Genomic DNA, 25451 nt, shown 5'->3' with positions numbered 1-25451 from the left:
GTCCATTTCCATGGCGGAAGCACGGGCCACTCTGGGCCTCGACCTGCACCTGGAACCGGCCGGCCCCGGACTGCGGCGGGGGCTGACCGACGCCCTGCGCGAGGCGGTGCGCGGCGGGCGGCTGGCGCCCGGTACCCGCCTCCCCTCCTCCCGCGCCCTCGCCGCGGACCTGGGCATCGCCCGCAACACCGTCGCCGACGCCTACGCCGACCTGGTCGCCGAGGGCTGGCTGACCGCCCGGCAGGGCTCGGGCACCCGGGTGGCCGACCGGGCCGTCCCCCCGCCGCCCGGCCCCCGGCCCGGCTCGCGGCACCGCGAACCCGCCCGTCCCGCCCACAACCTGGTCCCCGGCACACCGGACCTGGCCTCCTTTCCCCGCGGCGCCTGGCTCAGAGCAGCCCGCCGCGCCCTCGCCGCCGCCCCGAACGACGCCCTCGGCTACGGCGACCCGCGGGGCCGGGTGGAACTGCGCACCGCGCTGGCCGGCTACCTCGCCCGCGTCCGGGGCGTGCGCACCGACCCGGACCGCATCGTCGTCGTGAACGGCTTCGCGCAGGCGCTGAAGCTGCTCGCCGAGGTGCTGCACGCCCGCGGCACGCGCACCCTGGCCGTCGAGTCGTACGGCCTCGACACGCACTGGGACATCGCCCGCCGCGCGGGCCTGGCCACCGTGCCGCTGCCGCACGACGGCCTCGGCGCGCGGACGGAGCGGCTGGCGGACGCGCCCGCCGTGCTGCTGAACCCCTCCCACCAGTTCCCGCTCGGAGGCGCACTGCGCCGCGAACGCCGCGTCGCCGCGGTGGACTGGGCGCGCCGCACCGGCGGGCTGATCCTGGAGGACGACTACGACGGCGAGTTCCGCTACGACCGCCAGCCGGTGGGCGCCCTCCAGGACCTCGACCCCGACCGCGTCGTCTACCTGGGCACCGCCAGCAAGTCCCTGGCGCCCGGCCTGCGGCTGGGCTGGATGGTGCTGCCGCCGTCCCTGCTGCCGGAGGTGCTCGACCACGGCGGTGCCCGGTCCGTCGGCGTCCTCGACCAGCTCACCCTCGCCGAGTTCCTCACCTCCGGCGCCTACGACCGCCACGTACGCTCGGCCCGGCTGCGCTACCGGCGGCGCCGGGACACCCTGGTCGCCGCGGTGGCGGAACGGGCGCCCCGGGTGCGGGTCCGGGGCATCGCGGCGGGACTCCACGCCGTGCTGGAACTGCCGGAGGGCACCGAGGCGTCCGTGGTGGGTGCGGCGGCCTGGCAGCGGCTGGCCGTGACGGGTCTGTCCCGCTACCGGCATCCGGACGCGGCGGCGGAGCCGCTGGACGGGCTGGTCGTCGGCTTCGGCACCCCGCCGGACCACGCCTGGGCGGGGGCACTCGACGCCCTGTGCCGGGTGTTGCCCTGAACTCGGCGTCCGACCCTGCCGGGCTCGGTGTTCCCCGATCGGTTCGGCGCGTCGACGGTCTCGCCGACATGGTGCGCCCGGCCCGGTGCTCGTTCTTCGAGCCGGAAGGCGCCGTCCCGTGCCCGACCGGGACGGTTCCGGTGCGGCCGCCGGACCGGCCACGGTCGCGCGATGTCGCGAACACCCCCGCCGGGCCCGGGCGGGGGAGAGGCGGCCGGTTCCGCCGAGCGGGAGCTCACCGGATCCGCCTCACGCTTTCACCCAGCCTGGATGCGGCCCACTTCTGCAGGTGTGGAGCCCGGGTCAACAGGTTTCGGTAGACACGGACCGCGTGGTGATGCACGGCCTCGGCCACGGGACCCTCCACGGCCTCTCTGCGCCAGATCAGCAGATGCCGCTGCCACAGGGGGTCTCCGGCCAGCGGTTTGACCAGGACCCCGGCAACGGGGCACACGGTGGGCTGGACGGCGGTCACCCCAAGGCCCTTGGCGATCATCGACTGGAGCTGCTCGAGTACGTGGAACTCGTGTGTGTCAGCGGGTTCGAAGCCCGCAGCCCGACAGGCGTCGTAGAAGGCCTCGGGCCACCCGACACCGTCGTCCGAGGCGACGAACCAGGTGTCCTCGGACAGCTCTTCCAGCGGTATCTCGACACGATGTGCCAGCGGGTGGCCGGTCGGCACGGCGACGAAGACCGGGACGGTGTTGATGGCGCGGTGCGTCAGAGCCGAGGAGTGCGGCAACGGCATCCCTGGGTAGGCGACCCCCAGTGCGGCGTCGAGCTCGCCGGCCTCCAGCAGCCTGAGGAGGTCACCGGTGGCGTACACGCTGCAGACGGACACCTTCAGGTCCGGGCAGACATCGCGGAGGACGTCCAGCAGCGCCGGAACGACCGGTGTGTTGGTGACGCCGAGACGCAGGACTCCGGTCATCGGCGTCGAGTCACTTGTGCGGCGCCGCCCCAGCGCATCGGCGCGGACCAGGACGTCACGTGCCTGACTCACGACTTCCGCACCGAACGCGGTCAGCTCCACGCCGGTGCCGCTGCGTCGGAAGAGTCCTCCCCCGAGCACCCGCTCGATGCGGTGCAGTTGTGAACTCACCGCGGGCTGGGTGAGTCCGAGCGCGGCCGCCGCGCGCCCCACGCTCCCGGAGTCCGCGATGGCGCACAGCATGCGCAGGTGGCGCAGCTCCAGATCCATCGGTACACCTCGCTGTGTGGCGGAAACGGCAACCGCATTATGCGCGCGTGTCGATTTTCGTGCGACTCGGCCGTGCGCCCTGCGTGAAATCTTATGCCGATCCTGTTGGTTCTGTTATGGCTGAGGCTGTTGTCATGGCGGGCCCCGGCGTGGAAGCCTCCACTGCGCGGAGCTGCCCCATCGCGGTGGAGCACGTCCGCGCCCAGCACCTTTCACACCGCCTGGTGATCCCTACCGCCACCGCCATTTCCGTGTTCCGTGGCGGTACGAGTCGACAGGGGCCGGAGTGGCTGAGACCTCCGAGGAGAGAAATCGTGCCCCACACCAAGATTTCTTTTGGGTCTGAAGCGACCGCGGCTGCGGTGCGTGATGCCCGCCATCGCATATCCGCGAAAGTGGAGGAGTGGGGCGCGCTCGACGGCGAGGCGTCCTTTCGCCTGAACGTCGTGACGGCGGAGCTGCTCACCGACAGCCTTCTGCATGCGAACGGCCCCATGGCCGTCGAAGTGATCCTGGACCGGGATTTCCTCGTCGTCAGTGTCTTCGACGGCGGTTCGGCGGTGCCTCGGACCTGTGAGGTGGGCACCGGCGAGGAGTACGGCCGTGCCGTCATCGAGGCTCTCTGCCTTTCCCGGGGGATCGAGCCCACCGCTTCCGGAAAGCGCTGCTGGGCGGTCCTTCCCTCGGTGACAGGCCTGTCACCGGCTGACGACCGGACAGCCGACGGCGTTCATCTCGAAATCGATCCGACGAGTTCTGCGCGCTGGTCGTTGACCCCCTTCGGCGAGAAAGTGTTGTCCAGCCTGTTCCCGGCGACGTGACGCAGCGATGCCCGGACGTCGCGATACACGAGTGATACCGCCCGACAATGCTGTGCAGGAGGCTTTGATGGCCGCGGAGACGGATGAGAACAGGTATCGCAAGAACGGTTTGTATCGTGCGGTGAGCATCGAACTCGCCGAGAACATGAAGCAGGGCTGGGCGGACACCGAGCGCACCGATCTCGAACCGATCGCGCAATCGGCTTGCACCGCACGCCGCCGGACGGCGCTTTCCGCCCGCTTTCCCGGTGAGTTGCTGGTGATTCCGGCCGGCGACAGCGAGGTCCGAGTTCACGGTGCTCACCGTCGAACCGGGCATCTACTTCCAGCCCGACGACCTGACCGTTCCCGAGGAGTACCGCGGCATCGGTGTACGGATCGAGGACGACACCCTGGTGACCGAAGACGGCAACGAGAACCTCTCCGTCGACCTGCCCCGGCAGGCCGACGAGCTGGAGGCGTGGATGGCCCGGCTATGCAGCTGAAGCCGCGGCCGTGCCCACCCCACTGGGGCGCGGCCCACCACGTCGGCCGCCTCGAAGCCGGCCGGGGCCATCACGTGCCCGTGACCACTGGCAGCGAACCACGACATCCAAGGATTCCCGATGGCAGATCAGAGTGGTGCACGCCGTACGGACCGCAAGGAGAGCGAAGGACCGGCAGCAGTGGCCGATCAGTTCCGCGGAGGATGGGCGACGACGGATCTGAAGCTGCCGGTCGCGCCCGGAGCGGCCTACGCGGCCAAGCGTCGCGCGGCGGTGTCGGAGCGATTTCCCGGCGAACGGATCGTCATCCCCTCCGGCGGGCTGAAGGTGAGGAGCAACGACTTCGACTACGCGTTCCGGCCGCACTCCGCATTCGTGCACCTCACCGCCGAGCAGGGGACGCAGGCGGTCCCCGACAGCGTCCTGGTCCTCGAGCCGACCGGCAGCGGCCACTCGGTCACCCTGTTCACCCGACCGCGGTCGCCGCGCGGCGACGGACCGAACGGCACGGAGTTCTACCGCGACCGCCGGCACGGCGAGTTCTGGATCGGCCGGCGCCGGACGCTTTCGGAGACCGCGGACGCGCTCGGCATCGAGGTCGCCGCACGAGACGATCTGGAGCAGGCCCTCGGCAGGAGCGTTCCCACGCGTGTACTGCGCGGTGAGGACGGCCGCGTCGACGCACTGGTGCCACCGATCCCGCAGGCCGACGCAGAACTCGTCGCCTTCCTGTCGGAGCTGCGACTCGTCAAGGACGAGTGGGAGATCGCCCGGCTGCGGGAAGCCGTCGACTGCACGGTCGCCGGTTTCACCGATGTCGTGAGCGGGCTGCAGGAGGCCACGCGCCATGCACGGGGAGAGCGCTGGATCGAGGGCACCTTCAACCGGCGTGCCCGACTCGGAGGCCACGGGCTGGGATTCGACACCATCGCTGCGGCCGGCCCGCACGCCTGCGTCCTGCACTGGATGCGCAACGACGGCCCGGTGCGGAACGGAGACCTGCTCCTGCTGGACGCGGGCGTCGAACTCGACTCCTTCTACACCGGCGACGTCACCAGGACCCTGCCGGTGGGCGGGCATTTCACCGAAGTCCAGCGCCGCGTCCACGACCTGGTGTTCGCCGCCCAGTCGGCAGGCATCGCCGCGCTGCGGCCCGGCGCCCCGTACGGCGCCTTCCACGACGCCGCGATGCGCGTCATCGCCGAGGGGCTCGATGCCTGGGGGTTGCGGCCGTACGGCCGGACGGCTTCGACTCCCGCGGCCGACCTGTACCGCCGCTACACCTTGTGCGGCTCAGGCCACATGCTCGGACTGGACTGCCATGACTGCGCCGGCGCTCGAGACGAGGCGTACTCGGCGGCTGTGCTCCAACCCGGTCATGTCCTCACCGTCGAGCCGGGACTGTACTTCCAGCCCGACGATCTGACAGTACCCGCGGAACTGCGCGGCATCGGCGTACGGATCGAGGACGACTTCGTCATCACGTCCAGCGGAGCGGAATGCCTGTCCTCCGGCCTGCCGCGCAGCGCCGAGGAGGTGGAGGCCTGGATGGCGTCCGTGCGCTGAAACGACCACCGCTTCCTCGGGCCCGGCCGTGGCAGCCGGGGACTCTTCGACCCGATCGCGTGCATGTGGTGATCAGCACGCAGGCGCTTCACTCCGTGTCGTCCTCCGGGAACGGCAGGCAGGCGCCTCCTGCGGCCCGCCGTGCCACCCGCCGGCTTCTGAAGCAACGTGACATTGTATAGTGGGAGGTCATCGGGCTGGATCAGCGGAGGAGCGGAGATGCCTCATCTCGAATCACGGGCGATCCCGGTCCAGACCCATCTGCGCGACCAGGTGGCCAATGCCCTCCGGGCGGCTCTCATAGCGGGCGAGCTGCGTCCCGGGGTCATCTACTCCGCCCCCACCCTGGCGACGGAACTCGGTGTTTCGGCCACTCCGGTGCGCGAGGCCATGCTGGACCTGGCCAGGGAGGGCTTGGTCGAAGCGGTGCGCAACAAGGGCTTCCGCGTCACGGAGATGACCGAGCGGGACCTCGACGAGTTCACCGACATCCGCACGCTGATCGAGGTTCCCACGGTGGGTCGCGTGGCCGAGACCGCGAGCGCCGAGCAGTTGGAGACGCTGCGCCCGCTCGCAGAGCAGATCGTCATGGCGGCCCGGGAGCACGACGTCATCAGGTACCTCGAAGCCGATCACCGGTTCCATCTGGAACTGCTGACCCTGGCCGGCAACCACCACCTCGTCGAGGTGGTGGCCGACCTGCGTAAACGATCGCGTCTGTTCGGGCTGGCCAGCCTCAACGAGACGGGTCGCCTGGTCGCCTCGGCCCAGGAGCACGTGGAGCTGCTCGACCTGATGGTGGCGGGACGGGTCCGGGAGGCGGAGGACTGCATGCGTCGGCATCTCGCCCATGTGCGCAGTCTGTGGGCGGACGGCCGGGCGGCGGCCGGGGGGAGCGCACCCGCCCGTCGGTTCGGTCACGGCACGGGTACTTCCGGTTCCTGAACGCGGCGCTGAGGCGCGACTCGGCAAGGTGCCGCCGGCAGGGGCTCGTCGGGCTGGTCCTGCCGCAGTCCCGTACCCGCGGTGGGAGCCCGGTGATCTGCCCACGGGATCCCGTTCGTCGCAGGACGGAGCGACATCGCGCTGCCGTCGCCCGCCCCGCTCGCCCGCCCCGCTCGCGCGGCGCGCGGCTGTGCCCGGTCGTGTGCACGCGGCTCGCGCGCTGCTGGAGGCGGCGAGGTCTCATGACCTGATGGGCCCCGCGTCGGGCACGCGCCCCGCCCGCCCGCGTTCCGCGGTGGCCGGCCCGGCGCATCCGCGCTGCCCTCACTCAGGCCGGCCGCCGGAGGTCGCCGGCCTCCGGCTTGGGCGGAACCCGAGGGCTGCCCTGCCGGAGTGCTCGACGGACCGAGCATGACGCATGGGTCATAGGTCGCATCGTGCCTCTCCGGCGGCCCTTCACGTCTTCACGGGTGTGTGCTCCTGAAGTCTTCCGTGCTCACCAGGGCGTTCTTTCCCGCCCTGGATCAAGTCACGGATCGCGTACACCGATTGGCAAACTCCAATAGCGCCGAACGACTTCCCCAGTACATGTCACCTGTGCAATGGTACATGTCACAGGTCGTGGCCATGCCAATCCTGGCGCTGGTCGTGCTCCCGTCGCATCGACGGCGCGGCACTCCCCTCCGCGACCCTCCTCCACCCCATCGGCCACGCCCCGCGTGGCCTGTCCCCTCATGGGAGGCGCAGTGAGAAAGTCACTGGTCGGACGAAGTCTGGGCGCGGCGCTACCGCTGGCCCTGACCCTCGCCCTGGGCGCCGGCCTGCCGGTGCAACCCGCCGGCGCACACACCGGAGCGCCCCGGTCCGCCGTCACGCAAGCGCTGACGGGAGGCGGGAAGCACACCGGTCCCGCGCCCGAGGCACAGACCGCGGCCGCGGACGCGGAACACGTCGCAAAGGGGCGCCTGAAGGCGTCCGAGCTTCCTCCGCTGGCGGCGAGCAAGGACGCGCTCAAGGAGTCCTACGGCAGGGCCGCGAAACCGCCGGCCCGGCCCTCGAAGTCCATGGAGACGGCCGCCGAGGGCTCATCCGGGAACAAGAGCGCCGCCGCGGCCGCCGCGTGCAACGTCTCCGACTTCACCGGCCGCACCGGCAGCGCGCTGGTGCAGCAGATCAAGGCGTCCACGACCGACTGCGTCAACACGCTGTTCAACGTGACCGGAAGCGACGCCTACCAGGCCTTCCGCGAAGCCCAGATGGCCACCGTCGCGTACGCCTTACGCGACGGCTCGGCGTCCTATCCCGGCAACGCCGGCACCGGCATGCCCCAGCTGGTCCTCTACCTGCGGGCCGGCTACTACGTCCACTACTACAACGCCGGCACGGTGGGCGCCTACGGCAGCAGCCTGCAGACCGCCATACGCTCCGGTCTGGACGCCTTCTTCGCCAGCCCGCACTCCCGCGACGTCACCGACGCCAACGGTGAGACCCTCGCCGAGGCCGTCACCCTCATCGACAGCGCCGAGCAGAACGCCCGCTACATCTACGTCCTCAAGCGGCTGCTTGCGGACTACAACTCCACGTGGAACGCGTCCTGGTGGATGCTCAACGCGGTCAACAACGTCTACACCGTGACGTTCCGCGGCCACCAGCTGCCCGCCTTCGTGACGGCCGTCCGGTCGGACCCGAGTCTGATCGACTCCCTGTACGGCTTCGCCTCCCGCCATCTCTCGCTGCTGGGGACCGACCAGTCCTACCTCACGTCCAACGCGGGACGCGAACTCGGCAGGTTCCTGCAGGAGTCCCCGCTGCGGTCGAAGGTGCGTCCGCTGGCCGCCGGCCTGCTGAACTCGAGCTCCATCACGGGCCCCTCCGCTCCGCTGTGGGTCGGCGTGGCCGAGATGACCGACTACTACGACAAGGCCGACTGCTCCTACTACGGCACCTGCGACCTGCAGTCGCAGCTGGCCGACTCGGTGCTGACGGTGACCTACCCGTGCAGTTCCAGCATCACCATCAAGGCCCAGCAGATGACCTCGAGCGAGTTGTCGTCGAGCTGCTCCAGCCTGCGCGACCAGGACGCGTACTTCCACAGCGTCGTCCACGACGGCGGCCCCGTCGCCGACGACGGCAACAGCACGATCGAGGTCGTGGTCTTCGACTCCAGCACCGACTACCGGACGTACGCCGGTGCCATGTACGGCATCGACACCAACAACGGCGGCATGTACATCGAGGGTGACCCGGCGGCGGCCGGCAACCAGCCGCGCTTCATCGCCTACGAGGCCGAGTGGCTGCGCCCGGACTTCCAGATCTGGAACCTCAACCACGAGTACACGCACTACCTCGACGGCCGGTTCGACATGTACGGCGACTTCGACGCCGGCGTCACCACCCCGACCGTCTGGTGGATCGAGGGATTCGCGGAGTACGTCTCCTACTCCTACCGCGGTGTCCCCTACACCGAGGCCATGACCGAGGCGGCTCGCGGCACCTACGCCCTGAGCACCCTCTTCGACACCACCTACGGCAACGACACCACGCGCATCTACCGCTGGGGCTACCTCGCCGTCCGGTACATGCTGGAGAAGCACCCCTCCGACGTGAACACCGTGCTGGGCTACTACCGCTCGGGCAACTGGAACGCCGCCCGCAGCCTCCTGACCGGCACCATCGGCACGCGTTACGACGGCGACTGGTACACCTGGCTGGCCGGCTGCGCGGCCGGCGACTGCGGCGGCGGCACCAACCCGCCCGGCAACCAGGCACCCACGGCCGCCTTCACCACCGCCGTGCAGGGCCTGACGGTCGCCTTCACCGACCAGTCCACGGACTCCGACGGCACCGTCGCCTCCCGGTCCTGGAACTTCGGTGACGGAACCACCTCGACCGCCGTCGACCCGGGCAAGACCTACGCGGCCGCCGGCACCTACACGGTGGAGCTGACCGTCACCGACGACAAGGGCGCCACCTCGACCGCGAGCAGGACGCTCACCCTCAGCGGTGGCACCGGCACCGAGTGCACCGGCACCGACACCCGGGAACTGGGCCAGAACTGCCGGCGCAGCAACCAGTCCGCCACCGACGGCAACTACGCCTACCTCTACCTGTACGTCCCGTCCGGAACCACCCGGCTGGAGATCACCACGTCCGGCGGTACGGGTGACGCGGACCTGTACTACAGCTACAGCGGCTGGCCCAGCACCACCAGCTACACGCAGCGCGCCACCGGTGCCGGCAACAACCACACCCTGACCGTCACCGACCCGCCGGCCGGCGCCCAGTACATCAGCCTGTACGCGGTGAGCGGCTTCAGCGGGGTCACCGTCGGTACCAGCTACTGACCCACGCTCCGCTCGCTCGGAAGGACAGCTCCACCATCGGCCCGGGGCGGCCCCGCCCCGGGCCGAGTCCGGAGCGGGGGCGCCGGGGACTCCCGCTCCGGACGCCACCTGATCGGCTCGGTCCCCGGCATCCGTCACGCTCCCAGATAGGCCGCGACGACCTGCGGGTCGGCGCGCAGCTCGGCGGCCGGCCCGGTCAGCGTCACACGGCCGGAGTCGATGACGTAGCCGCGGTGGGCGACCTTGAGCGCGGCCCGCGCGTTCTGCTCGATCAGCAGCACCGCCGTGCCCGCCCGGTTGATCGACACGATGGCGTCCATGACCTGGGCCACGATCAGCGGCGCCAAGCCCATCGACGGCTCGTCCAGCATGATCAGCCGGGGACCGGCGACCATGGCCCGGCCGATGGCGAGCATCTGCTGCTCACCGCCGGAGAGGGTGCCGCCCTGCTGGTGGCGGCGCTCGGCCATGCGCGGGAACAGCTCGTAGACCTGCTGGATCCGCCGGTCGGCCGACGTCCCGTCACGCACGGTGTATCCGCCGAGCTGGAGGTTCTCGTGCACGGTCAGCCGGGAGAAGATCCGGCGTCCCTCGGGCACGTGCACGATGCCGCGTTCGACGATCGACCAGGGCGCCGCCGCCGTGATGTCCTGCCCGTGGGCGGTGATGGTTCCGGCCCGGGGCCGCACCACTCCGGAGATCGCCGAGACCGTCGTGGACTTGCCGGCGCCGTTGTTGCCCAGCAGGGCGACGATCTCCCCGTCACCGACGGTGAGGTCCAGGCCCCTGAGGGCCTCCACCTTGCCGTAGGCGACCTCCAGGCCCTTGATGTCCAGGACAGTGTTCACCACTCCACCTCCGTCGTCCCGCTCGGGCCCGCCTCCGCCGCGATGCGTTCGGCCTCCGCGTGCGCCTCCTCGTCCTCGGCTCCCAGATACGCCTCGATGACCGCCGGGTCGGACCGGATCGCCGCCGGCGTGCCGTCGGCGATCTCCCTGCCGTGGCTGAGGACGACGATCCGTTCGGACACCTCCATGACCAGGCCCATGTCGTGCTCGATCAGGACCACCGCGGTCCCGAGCGCGGCGATGCGCCGCACGAGGTCGAGCAGCTGTGCCTTCTCCCCGTGGTTGAGTCCGGCCGCCGGCTCGTCGAGCAGCAGCATCCTCGGCTCACGGGCCAGTGCGCGGGCGATCTCCACGCGCCGCTGCTCGCCGTAGGGCAGGGTGCGGATCTGCGCGGTCCGGTCGTACCTCATGCCGACGAAGTCGAGCCAGCGGTGCGCTTCGCCGGTCGCCGCGTCCTCGCCGCGGCGGTAGCGGGGCGTGTGCAGCATCGCGTCGAAGACGTTCTGCCTGATACGGACGTGCATGCCGGCCCGTACGTTGTCCAGCACCGTCAGGTCGCCGAAGAGCCTCAGGTTCTGGAACGTGCGTGCGACACCACTCGCGGCGATCACGGCCGGCCGCTTGCCGGTGATGTCGTCGCCGCCGAACGCCACCGAACCGGCGGACGGCTTGTAGAAGCCCGTGATGCAGTTGAAGGCGCTGGTCTTGCCGGCACCGTTCGGGCCGATGACCGAGAGCACCTCACCTTCGTGGACGCGGAACGTCAGGCCGTCGACGGCACGCACTCCGCCGAAGGAGACCGCCATGTCCTTCACGTCGAGGAGCACCTTGCTCACGACGCACCTCCCTGTGTCCGGCGTCCGCGCCGCCCGGGTTCGCCCGTTCGGGCCGGCAGCAGTCCCTGCGGACGGAAGACCATGACGGCGATGAGCAGCAGTCCGAAGACGAGGTAGCGCCAGTTCTCCGCGCCGCGCAGCAACTCGGGCAGCAGGGAGATGGCGAGGGCGCCGGCGACGACTCCGGGGGTGGATCCCATGCCGCCGAGGACGACGGCCATCAGGATGAGCGCCGACCACAGGAAGTTGAAGCTGGGCGGGGAGATCGCCGTCTGGTGCGCCGCGAACAGCACACCCGCGATGCCGCCGAAGACCGCGCCGGCGATGTAGGCCGCGAACTTCACCCGGTAGGTGTGGATGCCCATCGCCTCGGCGGCGTCCTCGTCCTCGCGGACGAACCGCCACGCCCGGCCCAGCCGGCCGCGTCCGAGGCGGCTGGAGAACAGCACCGCGGTGCTGACGACGGCGGCCGTGATCCAGTAGAGCGCGATGTCGGAACGCAGGCCGAAGTCGCCGAAGCCGGGAATCCCGTACAGGCCGTTCGGGCCCCCGGTGAAGTCGAGGTTGTTCGCCGTGATGCGGATGATCTCGCCGAAGCCGAGGGTGACGATGGCCAGGTAGTCGCTGCGCAACCGGAGAGTCGGCCCGCCGATGACGAGTCCGCCGACGATCGCGGCGGCCACCACCACGGGCAGGGTCGCGACCAGGGGCCATCCCCACTTCGTGGACAGCAGCCCGGAGGTGTACGCGCCGATCGCGAAGAACGCGGCGTATCCGAGGTCGAGGAGCCCGCAGTAGCCGACCACGATGTTCAGCCCGACGGCGAGCATCACGAAGATGAGCGCGTCCACGGCGATCCGGATGACGTACGTACCGGAGTCCACGAGCGGCAGGAGCAGAGCGGCGACCGCCAGTGCCGGACCGAGCCACTTGCTCACCAGGACGTCCGAGACGGCCTCCGCGAGGGCCGTACGTCTCGTTCCCGGGTGCCCGACTCCGCTGCCGGCGGGCGCGACGTTCGCGGGTGCGCGCTCTTCCACGGCGCTGACGTACGCCGAGGCATCCCCTTCGGCGCTCAGGGTCGACTCGTCTTTCATCACACACGCTCCGTGACACGCTCACCGAGCAGCCCGGTGGGGCGCACGGTCAGAAAGAGGATGAGGAAGCCGAACGCGAAGACGTCCCGCCACTCGCTGCCGAGGTAGGCGATGCCGAACGACTCCAGCAGGCCGAGCACGATCGCGCCGAGAACGGCTCCGCGCAGGTTGCCGATGCCGCCGATGACCGCCGCGGTGAACGCCTTGAGTCCGATGGCGAAACCCATCAGGAAGTCGATCTTCCCGTAGTAGGCGCCGGCCATCACCCCGGCCGCACCGGCGAGCGCCGACCCGAGGAAGAAGGTCCGCGAGACGACCCGGTCGACGTTGACGCCCATCAGCAGGCACGCCCTGGGGTCCTGCGCGATGGCCCGCATCGCACGGCCCGAACGAGTCTTCCGCACCAGGGTGTCGAGGGCGATCATGAGCACGACGGCGACCGCGGTCATCGCCAGTTGCGCGTAGGTGAGCCGTGCGCCGAGAACGTTCAGCGCGCCGCCGCCGACGTCGATCTGGTACACCCGCGGGTTCGGCCCGAAGGCGACCGCGATGCCGTACTCGATCGCGAAGCTCGCGCCGACGGCGGTGATGAGGACGGACAGCCTGGGCGCACCGCGCAGCGGACGGTAGGCGACCCGCTCCAGGACCATGCCGAAGGTGCCGGTCGCGGCCATCGCGACGACCATGATGACGAGGAGTGCGACGAACCCGCCGCCCAGCGCGCCGGCACCGACGCTGAGCACGGTGAAGCCGGCGAACGCGCCGAGCATGTACAGGTCGCCGTGGGCGAAGTTGAGTAGTTTGATGATCCCGTACACCATCGAGTAGCCGAGGGCGACCAGGGCGTAGAACGAGCCCACGAACAGGCCGCTGAGCACGAGTTGGATGAAGTGGTCCATGCGAGTTTCCCGGTGCGTGAGGGGAAGCGGCGACGCGCGGGTGGCCGGCCTGGCACCGGCCGGCCACCCGGCCGGTGTCACTTGTTCAGGACGAAGTCGTCGTCCTTGACGACGAGGATGTCGAAGCCGCCCACACTCAGCGTGTGCTGGACGGTGAACTTCAGCGGACCGGAGAAGATCTTGAAGCCGTCGATCTGCTCGAGTGCCTGGATGAGGTCCTCGCCGTCGGTGGATCCGGCCTTCCTGACCGCCTCCGCGGCGACCCGCACGGCGTCGTAGGACTGCGTCGAGTAGGGGCCGGGGTCGGAGCCGAACTTCTCCTTGTACTTGGCCACCCACGGTTGTCCGTCGGGGATGGTCTGCGGCGTCTGGGTCATCGTGGCGAACACGCCCTGCGCGTTCTTCCGGCCGGCGATCTTGATCAGTTTGCCGTCGACGGACCCGTCCGCCACCATGATCCGGCCCTTGTAGCCGGCCGCCTTGAGCTGCTTGATGAGCAGTCCGCCCTCCTGGTAGTAGCCGGTCCAGTAGACGAAGTCGGCCTTCGAGTCCAGCACGGCGTTGACGGCGCCCGAGTAGTCCGATTCCCCGGCGGTGACCGACTGGCGGGTGGCGGTCCTGACGCCTAGCAGTCCGAGGTGGACCTCGGTGCGCTCGGTGATGTCGGTCGAGTACGACGTGTTGTCGTCGATCAGTGCGACACCCTTGCTGCCCTGGGACTTGATGAACTTCGCCGCGGCCTCGGCCTGCTGGATGCCCGTGCCGTTGATCAGGAAGACGTTGTCCCGCTGCTCGGCGAGCAGGTCGGCGGAGTTGGCCGCCGGAATGATCATCGGGATGTGCGCCTTGCCGAAGATGCCCAGCGTCGGCAGGGTCGCCGAGGAGCAGTAGCCGCCGACCGAGACGTCGACGCCCGCGCTGACGAGCTTGGCGGCGCCGGCGGCGGCCGTCTTCGGGTCGCACGCCTCGTCCTCGACGGTGAGCGAGAGCTTGCGGCCGTCGACCCCGCCGGCGGCGTTGATCTCGTCGACGGCGAGCTGGGCGCCGTCCTTCATGTACGGGCCGATGGCGGCCGAGCTGCCGGTCAGCGGCGTGAGCATGCCGAGCTTGACGGTGCCGGAGTCGTGCTTCCCGGAACCGTCCTGGGTGAGGCTGCCGCCACATGCGGTGAGAGTGAGCCCGAGTGCTGTGGCGGCCGCCGCCAGGGCTCTGCGACGAATAGTGGTCATGCCTTACTCCGTCTCGCGTGGCCCGCCGACGGGCGGACCATTCGGTGGCCGGGATTGCTCTCCCGGCACAAGCAACGCCACATGCAAGGTGTGACATTGCACAGGGGGCTGTTTTTGATTTACGGGGAAGGTTGTCCATGTGCTGGAGGGCGGGGCCGCGGGCCTGGTTCACGTGTGCCCCGAAGCCGTCAGTGTGCGGCTCCGCCTCGGACGCCACATTCCTGTGACGTGTGACATTGCACAAACGATAGCGGGTGGTGCGGTGATGCGGGAAGCCTGTCGGCCCTTGTGATGGTTGTGTGACTTTTCGGCCACCTCGTACGCCGCGAGGGCGGCGTACGAGCCCACTCAGAGAGTGAAGCCGGCCGGGTAGGGGTCCGACGGGTCGAGCAGGTACTGGGCGGTACCGGTGATCCAGGCGCGGCCGGTCACCGAGGGCAGGACGGCCGGCCGGCCTCCGACCGTCGTCTCCTCCCTGATGAGCCCGATGAAACGGGAGCCGATGAACGACTCGTTGAGGAACTCCCGGCCGACCGGCAGCAGCCCGCGTGCGTGCAGTTGCGCCATGCGGGCGCTGGTGCCCGTGCCGCAGGGCGACCGGTCGAACCACCCGGGATGGATGGCCATGGCGTGTCGGGAGTGCTCCGCGGTCGATCCGGGGGCCTCCAGGTAGACGTGGTGGCACACGCCGATCTCCGGGTTCTCCGGGTGGGCGACCGGGTTGTGCCGGTTGATCGCCTCCATGACGGCCAGTCCGGCGTCGAGCAGCCGCTGTTTCTCCGCCCGGTCGAAGGGGATACCGAGGTCCTCGGTCCGGACGAAGGCGTAGAAGTTGCCGCCGTAGGCGATGTCGTAGCGCACCGCCCCGTAGCCGGGAACGTCGACGACCTGGTCGAGTGCGTGGCAGTACGACGCGACGTTGTCCAGGGTCACCGACTCGGCGCGCCCGTCGCGGACCCGCACCCGTGCCGTGACCAGCCCTGCCGGGGTGTCCAGCCGGACCCGGGTCTCCGGCTCGGTGACCTCGACCATGCCGGTTTCGACCAGGACCGTCGCGACGCCGATGGTCCCGTGCCCGCACATCGGCAGGCAGCCGGAGACCTCGACGAAGAGCACACCGAAGTCGGCGTCCGGTCGGGTAGGGGGCTGCAGGATGGCCCCGGACATCGACGCGTGCCCGCGAGGCTCGCACATGAGCAGGGTCCGCAGGTGGTCGCGTTCCGCGACGAACCGCTGCCGCCTCTCGAACATCGTCGCCCCGGGAAGGACGCCCACACCGCCCGTGATCACACGGGTCGGCATCCCCTCGGTGTGCGAGTCGACGGCGTGGTAGCACACGGTCGAGCGCACCGTCAGTTCACCCCGCTGTCGATGAGGGCCTGGGTGGCGGCGCGCACGACGGCAGCCGTCTCCGGGCCGAGCGGCTGCCGCGGCGGGCGGCACCGGCCCCCGGGGCGGCCGATCATCTCCTGGCCGAGCTTGATGGCCTGGACGAACTCCGTCCTGCTGTCCCACCGCAGCACCGGGTGGAGCTGACGGTAGAGCGGCAGCGCCGTCTCCAGGTCCCCGGCGCAGGCCGCGTCGTACAGGGCGAGGCAGGCGCGGGGGAACACCTGCGGGTAGCCGGCGACCCAGCCCTTGGCACCCGCGAGACCGACCTCCAGGACGGTGTCGTCGGTGCCGATCATCAGATCGAGTCCGGGGGCGAGTTCGGAGATCTCGTAGCAGCGCCGCACGTCGCCGGAGAACTCCTTGACGCCGACGATGAGGCCCTCGGCGTGCAGTTTGGCCAGCAGTTCCGGGCGCAGGTCGACCTTGGTGTCGATGGGGTTGTTGTACGCGGTGACCGGCAGGCCCACCGACGCGACCAGTTCGAAGTGCTCCAGGACCGCACGGTCGTCGGCGCGGTAGGCGTTGGGCGGCAGGCACATGACGGCCTGGCAGCCCGCGTCCTTGGCGACCTGGGCGTGCCGCCTGGCCTCGACGCCGCCGTAGGCGCCGACACCCGGCATGACGGTGAACCCCTCCGGGGCGTTGGCGACGGCCGTCTCCACGACGCGGTCGCGCTCCTCGTGCGTCAGCGTCTGGTATTCGCCGAGTGACCCGTTGGGCGCGACGCCGTGCAGCCCCTGTTCGGCGAGCCAGGCGACGCTCTGCCCGAAGGCCTCGAAGTCGACCGTGAGATCGTGGTTGAAGGGCAGGCCGGTCGCGACGATGACGCCGTGCCAGGCCTTGCGAATCTCGTTCATATGGGCTCCTTGTCTGATTGTCACTGTTGTTTATCGAGGTCGGCGAGCGCACCGAGGGTGACGGGCGTCGCGACGAGTCGTTCCGCAGGTGTGTAGGCCTGGTTCCGCGAGGTGAGGCAGTGCACGGCCGGTCCGCACATCCGTCCTTGGCACCAGCCCATGCCTGCCCGGGTCAGCTGCTTGACCTGCCGGTGGTCGTGCGCGCCGCCCTCGGCGCAGGCGGTGCGGACCGTACCCGCGGTCACCTCCTCGCAGCGGCACACGACCGTTTCGTCGGTGAGCCACGAGGACCATGCCGCCGGAATCGGATGGGCAAGGGCCATCGCCCGGGCGAAGGCCCGCTGCCCGGCCACCGTCGCGCGCAGTCCGGCCAGGCGCCGGTCGCCCGGCACCGGGGCCGATCCGGAATCGGTCAGGGCGGATCGCGCGGCAAGGTGCCCCTCACCCACCGCGAGTGCCGCTCCGCCCACACCGCAGGCCTCGCCCGCGGCGTAGAGACCGGGAACGCTGGTGCGCTGCCCGCCGTCGACGGCCACGACCGCGTTGCCGTCCGCGGAGCGGGTGAGGTCGCATCCCAGGGGGAGGAGCAGGTCGAGCTGCGGCGCGAAGCCCCAGCCGACGCCGACGGCATCGACCTCGATGCGCCGCTCCGTGCCCGGGCGCGGGCTGCCGTCGGACGCCACGGCGGCGATCCGGACCGCTGTCACCCGGTCGTGTCCCTCGGCGCAGGTGATCGCCGTGCGCGTGCGGACCCGGATGCGGTGGCGGGCGAGCTCGAAGGCGTAGCCGGCTCCTTCGGCCCACTTGCCGGGGTTGCGGAGAAGGGGCAGCGGATGGCGGAGCCATGCCAGCGGGTTGGCCGCCTCGCACACGGTGACCACCTCGACGCCGCGCGCCGCGAGGCCGGCGGCCACCGGCAGCAGAAACGGCCCGGTACCGCCCAGCGCCACCCGGCTCCCGGCCGTGACGCCGCTGCCCTTGAGCAGCGCCTGAAGGCCGCCGATGGTGAGCACGCCCGGCAAGTCCCATCCAGGGAAGGGAAGCTGCCGGTCGTAGGCCCCGGTCGCCACGAGCAGCCTGGGTGCGTGCAGGCTCACGGCGGTCTCCCGGGGCGCTGCACGCCGGTCGACGGCGTGGACCGCGAATCCGTCGCCTTCGCGGACGGCGGACCACGCGTGGTGCGCCAGGCGCAGGTCGAGCCGTCCCGCCTCCCGGCCCGCCGACAGTTCGCGCGAGAGGGCGCGGTACCCGCGCAGTCCGTGATGAAGACCGTCGGTCGGGATCGCCGATCGCGCGTGCTGCGGCGGGTGCCGCCAGTACTGGCCGCCGATGGCGGTGCCGGAGTCCACCAGCGCCACGCGCAGCCCACCGGCCAGGGCCGTGGCCGCCGCGGCCATGCCGGCCGGACCCGCGCCCACGATGACGAGATCGCTTGTTCTACTCATCGTCGTCCTTCCCGGTCGTGACGGTCATGCCCGGGCGTGCCTGCACCAGGCAGGCGCGCAGGCCGCCGGCTCCGTCGATGGTCACCAGGCAGTCGAAGCAGACGCCGATGCCGCAGAAGACACCGCGCGGGCGGTGCCGGACGCGGGTGGTGCGCCAGGCGACCCGGCCCGCGGCGACCAGGGCGGCGGCGACGGTCTGTCCCTCGACGAACGGCAGTGGCTCGCCGTCGATGATGATCTCGCTCACTGCGGCGCACCTCCGGGGGTTGTGAGGAAGCGGTCGGGCAGAAGGCCGGCGTGGGCCGCCGGATCGGCGCCCCGCCAGGGGCGGCGGAGCAGGTGGGCGGTCACGAGCGCGCCGGTCGCGGGGGCGAGGCCGATCCCCGCCCCTTCGTGACCGCAGGCGTGCACGACCCCCGGCACCCGCGGGTCGGGGCCGACGACCGGCAGGTGGTCCGGGCAGTACGGCCGAAAGCCCCGGTAGACGCGGATCAGGTGCACCTCGCGCAGGAAGGGGAACAGCCGGCAGGCCTGCGCCGCGAGCCTGGTGACCACAGCGGTGTTCATCGTGGTGTCGAAGCCGACGCGTTCGCGGCTGGCGCCGATGAGGATCGTCCCGCCGCGCGTGCCCTCGACGACGCACGAGGTCTCCAGTCCGGCGTCGGAGGAGGCGACGTTCGCGACGTAGTCCGCCGAGTAGACCTTGTGCCGGACCATCGCCGGCAGCGGCTGCGTCACCAGGACGAAGCCTCGACGCGGCAGCACCTCGACGGGAGCGCCGAGCCTGCGGCCGACCTCGCCGCCCCAGGTACCGGCGGCGTTGACGACGGCGTCGGCGGGCAGTACCTCGCCGGCCGCCGTTCGGACACCGGTGACCTGGCCGGCCCCACCGGTCACGGCGCGGACTACCTCCCCCGCGTGCAGCCGTGCGCCGTGCCGCACGGCTGCGCGCAGCAGCGCGGCCGCCGCGAGGACCGGCTGCACCTGGGCGTCCTGCGAGTACAGGACGCCGCCGGGAACTCCGGGGGCGATGAGGGGCTCGAGATCGCGTACGCGGTCGACCGGCTCGGTGCGGACGCCGGCCGCCGCCTGCCGTGCGGCGAACGCCTCGAGCGCCGCCAGGCCTTCGGCTGTGCCGGCGACGACCAGGCCGCCCTTGGGCTCGAGCTCGAAGGACTCCGGACCGAGTTCCCGGCCGATCTCCTCCCACAGTGTGCGGCTCAGGCGGGCCAGATCGAGTTCAGGGCCGGGCTCCTTGTCGGAGAGAAGGACGTTCCCCTCTCCGCGGCTCGTCGTCCCGGCACCGACTGGTCCACGGTCGACGATGGTGACGTCCATGCCCGCCGAGGCGGCATGGAAGGCGCACGCGGCACCGACGACGCCCGCGCCCACGACGACGACCTTCAGTGTCACCGACTCCTCCTCCGAGCTCTGTGCAATGTCACATGCCATTACGTAGGCTATAGACCTGATCGACCCAAGACAACGACAAGTCCGGCGTGACTTTGCCGAGACTTCACTCCGAACGCACAAGCAGAGGGATCACTGTGAAACTGACCGGAAGCTCGATCGTGGCCGGCCGCGACGTTCCCGGTACGGGGGACGCGTGGCGCGCCCTCGAGGCCGCGACCGGGGAGCCCCGAGGCCCCCGACTGCGGGACGCCTCACCCGGCCTCGTCGCGCAGGCCGCACAGCAGGCCGCCTCGGCCGCACGCGACTACCGCGCCCTTCCCGCACACCGGCGGGCCGCGTTCCTCGACGCCTGCGCGCAGGAGATCGAGGCCCTCGGCGACGACCTGCTGCACCTCGCAGCGCTCGAGTCCGGCCTGCCTGTGAACCGCCTGGCCGGTGAACGCGACCGCACCTGCGGGCAACTGCGCATGTTCGCCGACCTCACCCGGAGCGGAGACGCACTCGGTGTCCGTGTCGACCCCGCCCTCCCCGAGCGCCGGCCGCTTCCCCGGACGGACCTGCGCCTGCGCCAGGTGCCCGTCGGGCCCGTCGCCGTGTTCGGCGCGAGCAACTTCCCGCTCGCCTTCTCCGTCGCCGGCGGTGACACGGCGTCCGCCCTCGCCGCCGGCTGCCCGGTCGTCGCCAAGGCGCATCCGGCGCACCCCGGCACCTGCGAGCTCGCCGCCCGCGCCGTCGTCGCGGCCGCCCGGCGCACCGGCATGCCCGCGGGTGTCTTCTCCCTGCTGGTCGGCCGCAGCACCGAGGTCGGTCAGGCACTGGTGCGCGACCCGCGGATCACCGCCGTCGGATTCACCGGCTCACGGAACGGCGGGCTGGCACTCGTCGAAGCCGCCAACGCCCGGCCCGTGCCCATCGCGGTCCACGCCGAGATGTCGGCCGTCAACCCCGTGATCATCCTCGACGGCGCCCTCGCCGATCCCCTGTCACTCGCCACCGCGTACCTGGCGTCGCTGACCAGCGGCTCGGGACAGTTCTGTACCAACCCCGGTCTGCTGCTGCTGCCCGCAGGCGATGCGGGCGACGCCTTCTGCGAGGCCGTGGCGGACGCGCTGGCCCGTGCCGTGGGGCAGGTCATGCTCACCCCGGATGTCGCCGAGGCCTTCACCGCGGGAGTGCAGCGGTGGGCGGCCGTCGACGGCGTCCGACTCGTGGCCCAGGGGGTGCCCGGTGAGGGCCCGTACGCGCCCCCGCCCGCCGTCCTCGCCTGCGACGCCGCCACCTACGCGGCGCACGAGGACCTCACCGGTGAGGTCTTCGGCGCGGCAGGACTCATCGTGCGCTGGTCCGGCACCGGAGAACTCACCGCGCTCGTGGAGCACCTGGAGGGGCAGCTGACGGCCACCCTGCACGGGACCGACGCCGATCTGGCGGAGGCCGAACGTCTGCTGCCCGTCCTGGAGGAACGTGCGGGGCGCATCCTGTGGGGCGGATGGCCGACCGGGGTCGAGGTCTGCCACGCCATGGTGCACGGCGGCCCATGGCCCGCGACATCCTCACCCGGCACGACGAGTGTCGGAACCCTGGCGATCGAACGCTGGCTGCGGCCGGTGTGCTACCAGTCCTTTCCCGACGCGCTCCTTCCCCGGGAACTGCGCTCCGACAACCCGCCGGGAACCGCCCGGCTCCCCGACGGCGAACCCCTCCCCGCGACCGGGTGACGGCGACTGGTCGACCTCGCCTGCGTCGAGTGATCCGCCGCGTACGGGCGGTCCCGGGAGCCCCCGATCCTCGATCAGGGACTCCCTCTGCCGCAACGCACTAAGGTGTGTGGGGCTGCCGTCCAGCGCCGTCCGGCGCGGTCGGCGTCATCACGGCCGTACATGACGGTGCGTCACCGCTGCGGTGTACGGCACGGCGGTATGACGGGACGTCGACACGACGGAACGTCGACACGACGGCAGGACGCAAGAGGCAAGACGCCGATACGGCGTACCGACGGGGGAGAGCGAACATGGCGGACACGCGACGGCGACTGCGTTCGGGAACGGTCGTGCTGGGCGGGGTGGGCCTGCTGGCCGCGTCCCTGACAGCCTGCTCCTCCGACCCGGACAAGCGCTGCGTCGACCGGGACAGCTACACCGCGGGCAAGGGCTACAAGATCGTCGACGACAAGTACTGCAAGTCGGGCGCCACCTACTCCGGCCACTCCACCTCCTGGTACTACGGCGGCAGCAAGGGCAGGAGCTGGTCCCGCAGCGGCTCCTTCTCCAAGTCCAGCGGCAGGTCGGGCAGCTCGGGCGGCAGAGGCAAGGTCAGCCGCGGCGGCTTCGGCGGCGGCAAGGGCAGCTCCGGCGGCTGACCCGGCTCCGCCACCGGAGTCCGCGCCGGGCCCGCCCGGCGCGGGACCGCGCCCGGCCGTCGCGGGGCGTCGGCCCCGCCGGACCCACGCCAGGGACGACCGAAACCGGCCGGGGCGGACCCGGTCCACGGCCGGGATGACCGGGCCCGCCGCCAGGACCGCCCCCCGTGGCCGAGGCCACCGGGCCCGCCGCCGCAGGCCCGGGCGGATCCGGCCCCGGAGCCGTGTCCCCGCACCCCACGCCGCCGCCCGTCCCGCAGCCGTGGGAGGTGCGCACGCCCGTACCGCTGCCCCGGGACCCGGAAGCGCGCCGCGCGCCGCCGCCCGGGGCACGAGGAGTGCGGCCGCCCCACCACCGTCGCCGGGACCGATCCCGCCCCACCACCGCCCCCGCGCGCCCCACGCGCCGAACACCGCGCCGCGCGCACGACCGGAGACCGAGCCGCATGCAACGCCACACCATCGCACCGCGCCCCGACTGGCAGCAGACCGTCGAGGCCCAGGGACTCGTCTACCCCCTCACCCGCCACCCCGACGACTCCCTGCGCCCCTACTGGGACGAGAGCGCCTACTACTCCTTCAGCCTGCCGGAGGTGGAGGCACTGGAGGAGGTCGTCGAGGAACTGCACCGCATGTGCCTGGCCGCCGCCGAGCACATCGTCGCCGAGCGCCGCTTCGCCGACCTCGGCATCACCGACCCCAGGGTCGTCCGCACGGTCACCGAGTCCTGGCAGCGCCGCACCGAACTCCCCTCCGTCTACAGCCGCTTCGACCTGCGCTACGACGGCCGCGGCCCGGCCAAACTGCTGGAGTACAACGCCGACACCCCCACCTCCCTCGTGGAGGCGGCCTCCCCGCAGTGGTTCTGGATGGAGGAACGATTCCCCGGCGCCGACCAGTGGAACTCGCTCCACGAACGCCTCGTCGACGCCTGGCGCAAGCAGTCCGCGCTCCTCCCGCCCGGCAGCCCGCTGTACTTCGCGCACTCCAGCGACGACGAACTGGGCGAGGACCTGATGACGGTCGCCTACCTCAAGGAGACCGCGGAACAGGCCGGCCTCGACACCGACTGGATATCCATGGAGGAGATCGGCTGGGACCCGCTGTCCGGCCGCTTCGTCGACAACAACCTCCGCTTCATCCGCAGCATCTTCAAGCTCTACCCGTGGGAGTGGCTCACCACCGACGCCTTCGCCGACCACGTCCTGGACACCCTCGACAACGGCGGCGGCACCGGCAGCACCCTGTGGATCGAACCCGCCTGGAAGATGCTGCTCAGCAACAAGGCCCTGCTCGCCGTCCTGTGGGAGCTGTACCCCGGCCACCCCCACCTGCTGCCCGCCCACCTCGACGGCCCGCGCGAGCTGGCCGGCACGACCGGCTGGGTCGCCAAGCCCCTCCTCGGCCGCGAGGGCGACGGCGTCACCGTGCACCGGCCCGGCGACACTCCCGCCCCCCGCACCGACGCCTGCTGCTACCAGCAACTCGCCCCGCTGCCCTCGTTCGACGGCAACCACGTCGTGCTCGGCGCCTGGACCGTCGAGGGCGAGTCGGCCGGCCTCGGCATCCGCGAGTCCTCCGGCCTGGTCACGGACGAGTACGCCCGCTTCCTGCCGCACGTCATCCGGTGACTCGGCCTCGCCCGCATGGTGGACGCCGGGCGGGGACCGTCCGGCCCGCCCGGTAGGCTGGCGGCGGGCCGTGACTGGCGCGCTGGGATGGGACGGACCATCGGGGAGCGGCCCGAGCGGAAAGTGTGCCGTGCGCCTGGGCCGAACCGTGAACGCCGAACACCCCACGTCCGGAGGTCGCCGTGTCCGAGCCTGTCTCCACCGAGTCCACCGCCTACCGTGCCGCCCTCGACGTCATCGGCGCCGTCGAGCCCCGGGTCGCCGACGCGATCCGGCAGGAGGTCGCCGACCAGCGCGAGATGCTGAAGCTGATCGCCTCCGAGAACTACGCCTCCCCGGCCACGCTGCTCGCCATGGGCAACTGGTTCAGCGACAAGTACGCCGAGGGCACCATCGGCCGCCGCTTCTACGCCGGCTGCCGCAACGTCGACACCGTCGAGTCCCTCGCCGCCGAGCACGCCCGAGAGCTGTTCGGCGCCCGCCACGCCTACGTGCAGCCGCACTCCGGCATCGACGCCAACCTGGTCGCCTTCTGGGCCGTCCTCGCCGACCGCGTCGAGGTGCCGTTCCTCCAGAAGACCGGCGCCCGCCAGGTCAACGACCTCTCCGAGGCCGACTGGGCGGAGCTGCGCCAGGCCTTCGGCAACCAGCGCATGCTCGGCATGTCCCTGGACGCCGGCGGCCACCTCACCCACGGATTCCGCCCGAACATCTCCGGCAAGATGTTCGACCAGCGCTCCTACGGCACCGACCCGGCCACCGGTCTGCTCGACTACGAGGCCTTGCGCGCCACCGCCCGCGAGTTCAAGCCGATGATCATCGTCGCCGGCTACTCGGCCTACCCGCGCCTGGTCAACTTCCGCATCATGCGCGAGATCGCCGACGAGGTCGGAGCCACGCTCATGGTCGACATGGCCCACTTCGCCGGCCTCGTCGCCGGCAAGGTCCTCACCGGCGACTTCGACCCGGTCCCGCACGCCCAGATCGTCACCACCACCACCCACAAGTCGCTGCGCGGCCCGCGCGGCGGCATGGTGCTCTGCGACGACTCCCTCAAGGACCAGGTCGACCGCGGCTGCCCGATGGTCCTCGGCGGCCCGCTCCCGCACGTCATGGCCGCCAAGGCGGTCGCCCTCGCCGAGGCCCGGCAGCCCTCCTTCCAGGACTACGCCCAGCGCATCGTCGACAACGCCCGCGCCCTCGCCGAGGGCCTCGTACGCCGCGGCGCCACCCTCGTCACCGGCGGCACCGACAACCACCTCAACCTCATCGACGTCGCCGGCTCCTACGGGCTCACCGGCCGCCAGGCCGAGGCCGCGCTGCTCGAGTCCGGCATCGTCACCAACCGCAACGCCATCCCCGCCGACCCCAACGGCGCCTGGTACACCTCCGGCATCCGCATCGGCACCCCCGCCCTCACCACCCGAGGCCTGGGAACCGCCGAGATGGACGAGGTCGCCGGCCTCATCGACCGCGTACTGACCACCACGGAGCCCGGCACCACCAAGTCCGGCGCCCCCTCCAAGGCCTCCCACGTCCTCGACGCCAAGATCGCCGACGAGATCTCCCGCCGCGCGACCGACCTGGTCGCCGGCTTCCCGCTCTACCCGCAGATCGACCTGGGCTGACCGCCTCGCGCGCGGCGGGTCCCCGGGACGCCGACCTCCCGGAGACCCGCCGCCCC

General features: G+C 71.3%; 20 protein-coding genes and 2 pseudogenes. 11 read left to right on the top strand and 11 right to left on the bottom strand.

From position 1 onward, the window contains the following. The first annotated feature begins 10 nt into the window (after positions 1–10). The gene (locus ACL02U_RS10740) at positions 11–1399 is read left to right on the top strand and encodes a PLP-dependent aminotransferase family protein (RefSeq protein ID WP_412790479.1); all 1389 of its coding nucleotides are present in this window, start codon (positions 11–13) and stop codon (positions 1397–1399) included. 235 nt (positions 1400–1634) lie between these two features. Here ACL02U_RS10740 and ACL02U_RS10735 read toward each other — a convergent pair whose 3' ends face one another. Further along, positions 1635–2600 carry a LysR family transcriptional regulator gene (locus tag ACL02U_RS10735; protein ID WP_412790478.1) on the bottom strand — a complete coding sequence of 322 codons (966 nt, stop codon included), beginning with the start codon at positions 2598–2600 and terminating at the stop codon, positions 1635–1637. Positions 2601–2914: 314 nt separating this feature from the next. On the opposite strand from ACL02U_RS10735, the gene ACL02U_RS10730 reads away from it, so the two are divergent. From ACL02U_RS10730 to ACL02U_RS10705, 6 genes and pseudogenes are all read left to right on the top strand, one after another. Next, positions 2915–3421: an ATP-binding protein gene (locus ACL02U_RS10730; protein WP_412790477.1), complete on the top strand. Its 507-nt coding sequence runs from the start codon at positions 2915–2917 to the stop codon at positions 3419–3421. Positions 3422–3488: 67 nt separating this feature from the next. Beyond that, a pseudogene (locus tag ACL02U_RS10725) lies at positions 3489–3710 on the top strand (aminopeptidase P family protein); the annotation flags it as partial. Positions 3711–3720: 10 nt separating this feature from the next. Continuing rightward, positions 3721–3906: pseudogene (locus tag ACL02U_RS10720) on the top strand (aminopeptidase P family protein); the annotation flags it as partial. A gap of 120 nt (positions 3907–4026) precedes the next feature. Next, a complete protein-coding gene (locus ACL02U_RS10715) occupies positions 4027–5472 on the top strand; it encodes an aminopeptidase P family protein (protein WP_412790476.1) in 1446 nt (481 codons plus the stop codon). A gap of 219 nt (positions 5473–5691) precedes the next feature. Beyond that, positions 5692–6417 carry a GntR family transcriptional regulator gene (locus ACL02U_RS10710; RefSeq protein ID WP_412790475.1) on the top strand — a complete coding sequence of 242 codons (726 nt, stop codon included), beginning with the start codon at positions 5692–5694 and terminating at the stop codon, positions 6415–6417. Positions 6418–7163: 746 nt separating this feature from the next. Then, entirely contained in the window at positions 7164–9761 is a 2598-nt protein-coding gene (locus tag ACL02U_RS10705; RefSeq protein WP_412790474.1) for a collagenase, read from the top strand. 134 nt (positions 9762–9895) lie between these two features. On the opposite strand, the gene ACL02U_RS10700 is transcribed toward ACL02U_RS10705, so the two are convergent. From ACL02U_RS10700 to ACL02U_RS10655, 10 genes are all read right to left on the bottom strand, one after another. Further along, positions 9896–10609 carry an ABC transporter ATP-binding protein gene (locus ACL02U_RS10700; protein ID WP_412790473.1) on the bottom strand — a complete coding sequence of 238 codons (714 nt, stop codon included), beginning with the start codon at positions 10607–10609 and terminating at the stop codon, positions 9896–9898. Further along, positions 10606–11445: an ABC transporter ATP-binding protein gene (locus ACL02U_RS10695; RefSeq protein WP_412790472.1), complete on the bottom strand. Its 840-nt coding sequence runs from the start codon at positions 11443–11445 to the stop codon at positions 10606–10608. The genes ACL02U_RS10700 and ACL02U_RS10695 overlap by 4 nt, the downstream gene beginning before the upstream one ends. Next, positions 11442–12542: a branched-chain amino acid ABC transporter permease gene (locus tag ACL02U_RS10690; protein ID WP_412790471.1), complete on the bottom strand. Its 1101-nt coding sequence runs from the start codon at positions 12540–12542 to the stop codon at positions 11442–11444. The genes ACL02U_RS10695 and ACL02U_RS10690 overlap by 4 nt, the downstream gene beginning before the upstream one ends. After that, positions 12542–13441 carry a branched-chain amino acid ABC transporter permease gene (locus tag ACL02U_RS10685; protein ID WP_412790470.1) on the bottom strand — a complete coding sequence of 300 codons (900 nt, stop codon included), beginning with the start codon at positions 13439–13441 and terminating at the stop codon, positions 12542–12544. Before ACL02U_RS10685 ends, ACL02U_RS10690 begins: the two co-directional genes overlap by 1 nt. Positions 13442–13518: 77 nt before the next feature. Next, a complete protein-coding gene (locus ACL02U_RS10680; RefSeq protein ID WP_412790469.1) occupies positions 13519–14670 on the bottom strand; it encodes a branched-chain amino acid ABC transporter substrate-binding protein in 1152 nt (383 codons plus the stop codon). 348 nt (positions 14671–15018) lie between these two features. After that, positions 15019–16020, bottom strand: coding sequence for a proline racemase family protein (locus ACL02U_RS10675; RefSeq protein ID WP_412790468.1), 1002 nt, complete (start codon positions 16018–16020; stop codon positions 15019–15021). 2 nt (positions 16021–16022) lie between these two features. After that, a complete protein-coding gene (locus ACL02U_RS10670) occupies positions 16023–16919 on the bottom strand; it encodes a dihydrodipicolinate synthase family protein (protein WP_412790467.1) in 897 nt (298 codons plus the stop codon). Positions 16920–16939: 20 nt separating this feature from the next. Beyond that, positions 16940–18364: an NAD(P)/FAD-dependent oxidoreductase gene (locus ACL02U_RS10665; protein WP_412790466.1), complete on the bottom strand. Its 1425-nt coding sequence runs from the start codon at positions 18362–18364 to the stop codon at positions 16940–16942. Then, positions 18357–18611 (bottom strand): (2Fe-2S)-binding protein, encoded by a 255-nt coding sequence (locus ACL02U_RS10660; protein WP_412790465.1) that lies wholly within the window; start codon positions 18609–18611, stop codon positions 18357–18359. The genes ACL02U_RS10665 and ACL02U_RS10660 overlap by 8 nt, the downstream gene beginning before the upstream one ends. Then, positions 18608–19816, bottom strand: coding sequence for an NAD(P)/FAD-dependent oxidoreductase (locus ACL02U_RS10655; RefSeq protein ID WP_412790464.1), 1209 nt, complete (start codon positions 19814–19816; stop codon positions 18608–18610). The genes ACL02U_RS10660 and ACL02U_RS10655 overlap by 4 nt, the downstream gene beginning before the upstream one ends. Positions 19817–19911: 95 nt before the next feature. On the opposite strand from ACL02U_RS10655, the gene ACL02U_RS10650 reads away from it, so the two are divergent. The 4 genes from ACL02U_RS10650 (at position 19912) to ACL02U_RS10635 (ending at position 25395) form a co-directional block, all read left to right on the top strand. Next, positions 19912–21495, top strand: a complete 1584-nt coding sequence (locus tag ACL02U_RS10650) for an aldehyde dehydrogenase (NADP(+)) (protein WP_412790463.1) — start codon at positions 19912–19914, stop codon at positions 21493–21495. Between the two features lie 293 nt (positions 21496–21788). After that, complete coding sequence (locus ACL02U_RS10645; protein ID WP_412790462.1) at positions 21789–22136, top strand: hypothetical protein; 348 nt, start codon at positions 21789–21791, stop codon at positions 22134–22136. Positions 22137–22582: 446 nt separating this feature from the next. Further along, positions 22583–23767, top strand: coding sequence for a glutathionylspermidine synthase family protein (locus ACL02U_RS10640; RefSeq protein WP_412790461.1), 1185 nt, complete (start codon positions 22583–22585; stop codon positions 23765–23767). 182 nt (positions 23768–23949) lie between these two features. Next, positions 23950–25395 (top strand): glycine hydroxymethyltransferase, encoded by a 1446-nt coding sequence (locus ACL02U_RS10635; protein WP_412790460.1) that lies wholly within the window; start codon positions 23950–23952, stop codon positions 25393–25395. The last annotated feature ends 56 nt before the right edge of the window (positions 25396–25451 follow it).

The sequence above is a fragment of the Streptomyces sp. MS06 genome, assembly GCF_047200655.1.
Classification (GTDB): Bacteria; Actinomycetota; Actinomycetes; order Streptomycetales; family Streptomycetaceae; genus Streptomyces.
This window is presented reverse-complemented; position numbering and strand designations above follow the sequence as displayed.

Bases quoted from the DNA above. Each gene is read 5' to 3' on its own strand.
- ACL02U_RS10735 (WP_412790478.1), bottom strand. From the start codon at position 2,600: ATGGATCTGGAGCTGCGCCACCTGCGCATGCTGTGCGCCATCGCGGAC.
- ACL02U_RS10640 (WP_412790461.1), top strand. From the start codon at position 22,583: ATGCAACGCCACACCATCGCACCGCGCCCCGACTGGCAGCAGACCGTC.
- ACL02U_RS10685 (WP_412790470.1), bottom strand. From the start codon at position 13,441: ATGGACCACTTCATCCAACTCGTGCTCAGCGGCCTGTTCGTGGGCTCG.
- ACL02U_RS10690 (WP_412790471.1), bottom strand. From the start codon at position 12,542: ATGAAAGACGAGTCGACCCTGAGCGCCGAAGGGGATGCCTCGGCGTAC.
- ACL02U_RS10670 (WP_412790467.1), bottom strand. From the start codon at position 16,919: ATGAACGAGATTCGCAAGGCCTGGCACGGCGTCATCGTCGCGACCGGC.
- ACL02U_RS10665 (WP_412790466.1), bottom strand. From the start codon at position 18,364: ATGAGTAGAACAAGCGATCTCGTCATCGTGGGCGCGGGTCCGGCCGGC.
- ACL02U_RS10680 (WP_412790469.1), bottom strand. From the start codon at position 14,670: ATGACCACTATTCGTCGCAGAGCCCTGGCGGCGGCCGCCACAGCACTC.
- ACL02U_RS10715 (WP_412790476.1), top strand. From the start codon at position 4,027: ATGGCAGATCAGAGTGGTGCACGCCGTACGGACCGCAAGGAGAGCGAA.
- ACL02U_RS10645 (WP_412790462.1), top strand. From the start codon at position 21,789: ATGGCGGACACGCGACGGCGACTGCGTTCGGGAACGGTCGTGCTGGGC.
- ACL02U_RS10655 (WP_412790464.1), bottom strand. From the start codon at position 19,816: ATGGCATGTGACATTGCACAGAGCTCGGAGGAGGAGTCGGTGACACTG.
- ACL02U_RS10710 (WP_412790475.1), top strand. From the start codon at position 5,692: ATGCCTCATCTCGAATCACGGGCGATCCCGGTCCAGACCCATCTGCGC.
- ACL02U_RS10740 (WP_412790479.1), top strand. From the start codon at position 11: ATGGCGGAAGCACGGGCCACTCTGGGCCTCGACCTGCACCTGGAACCG.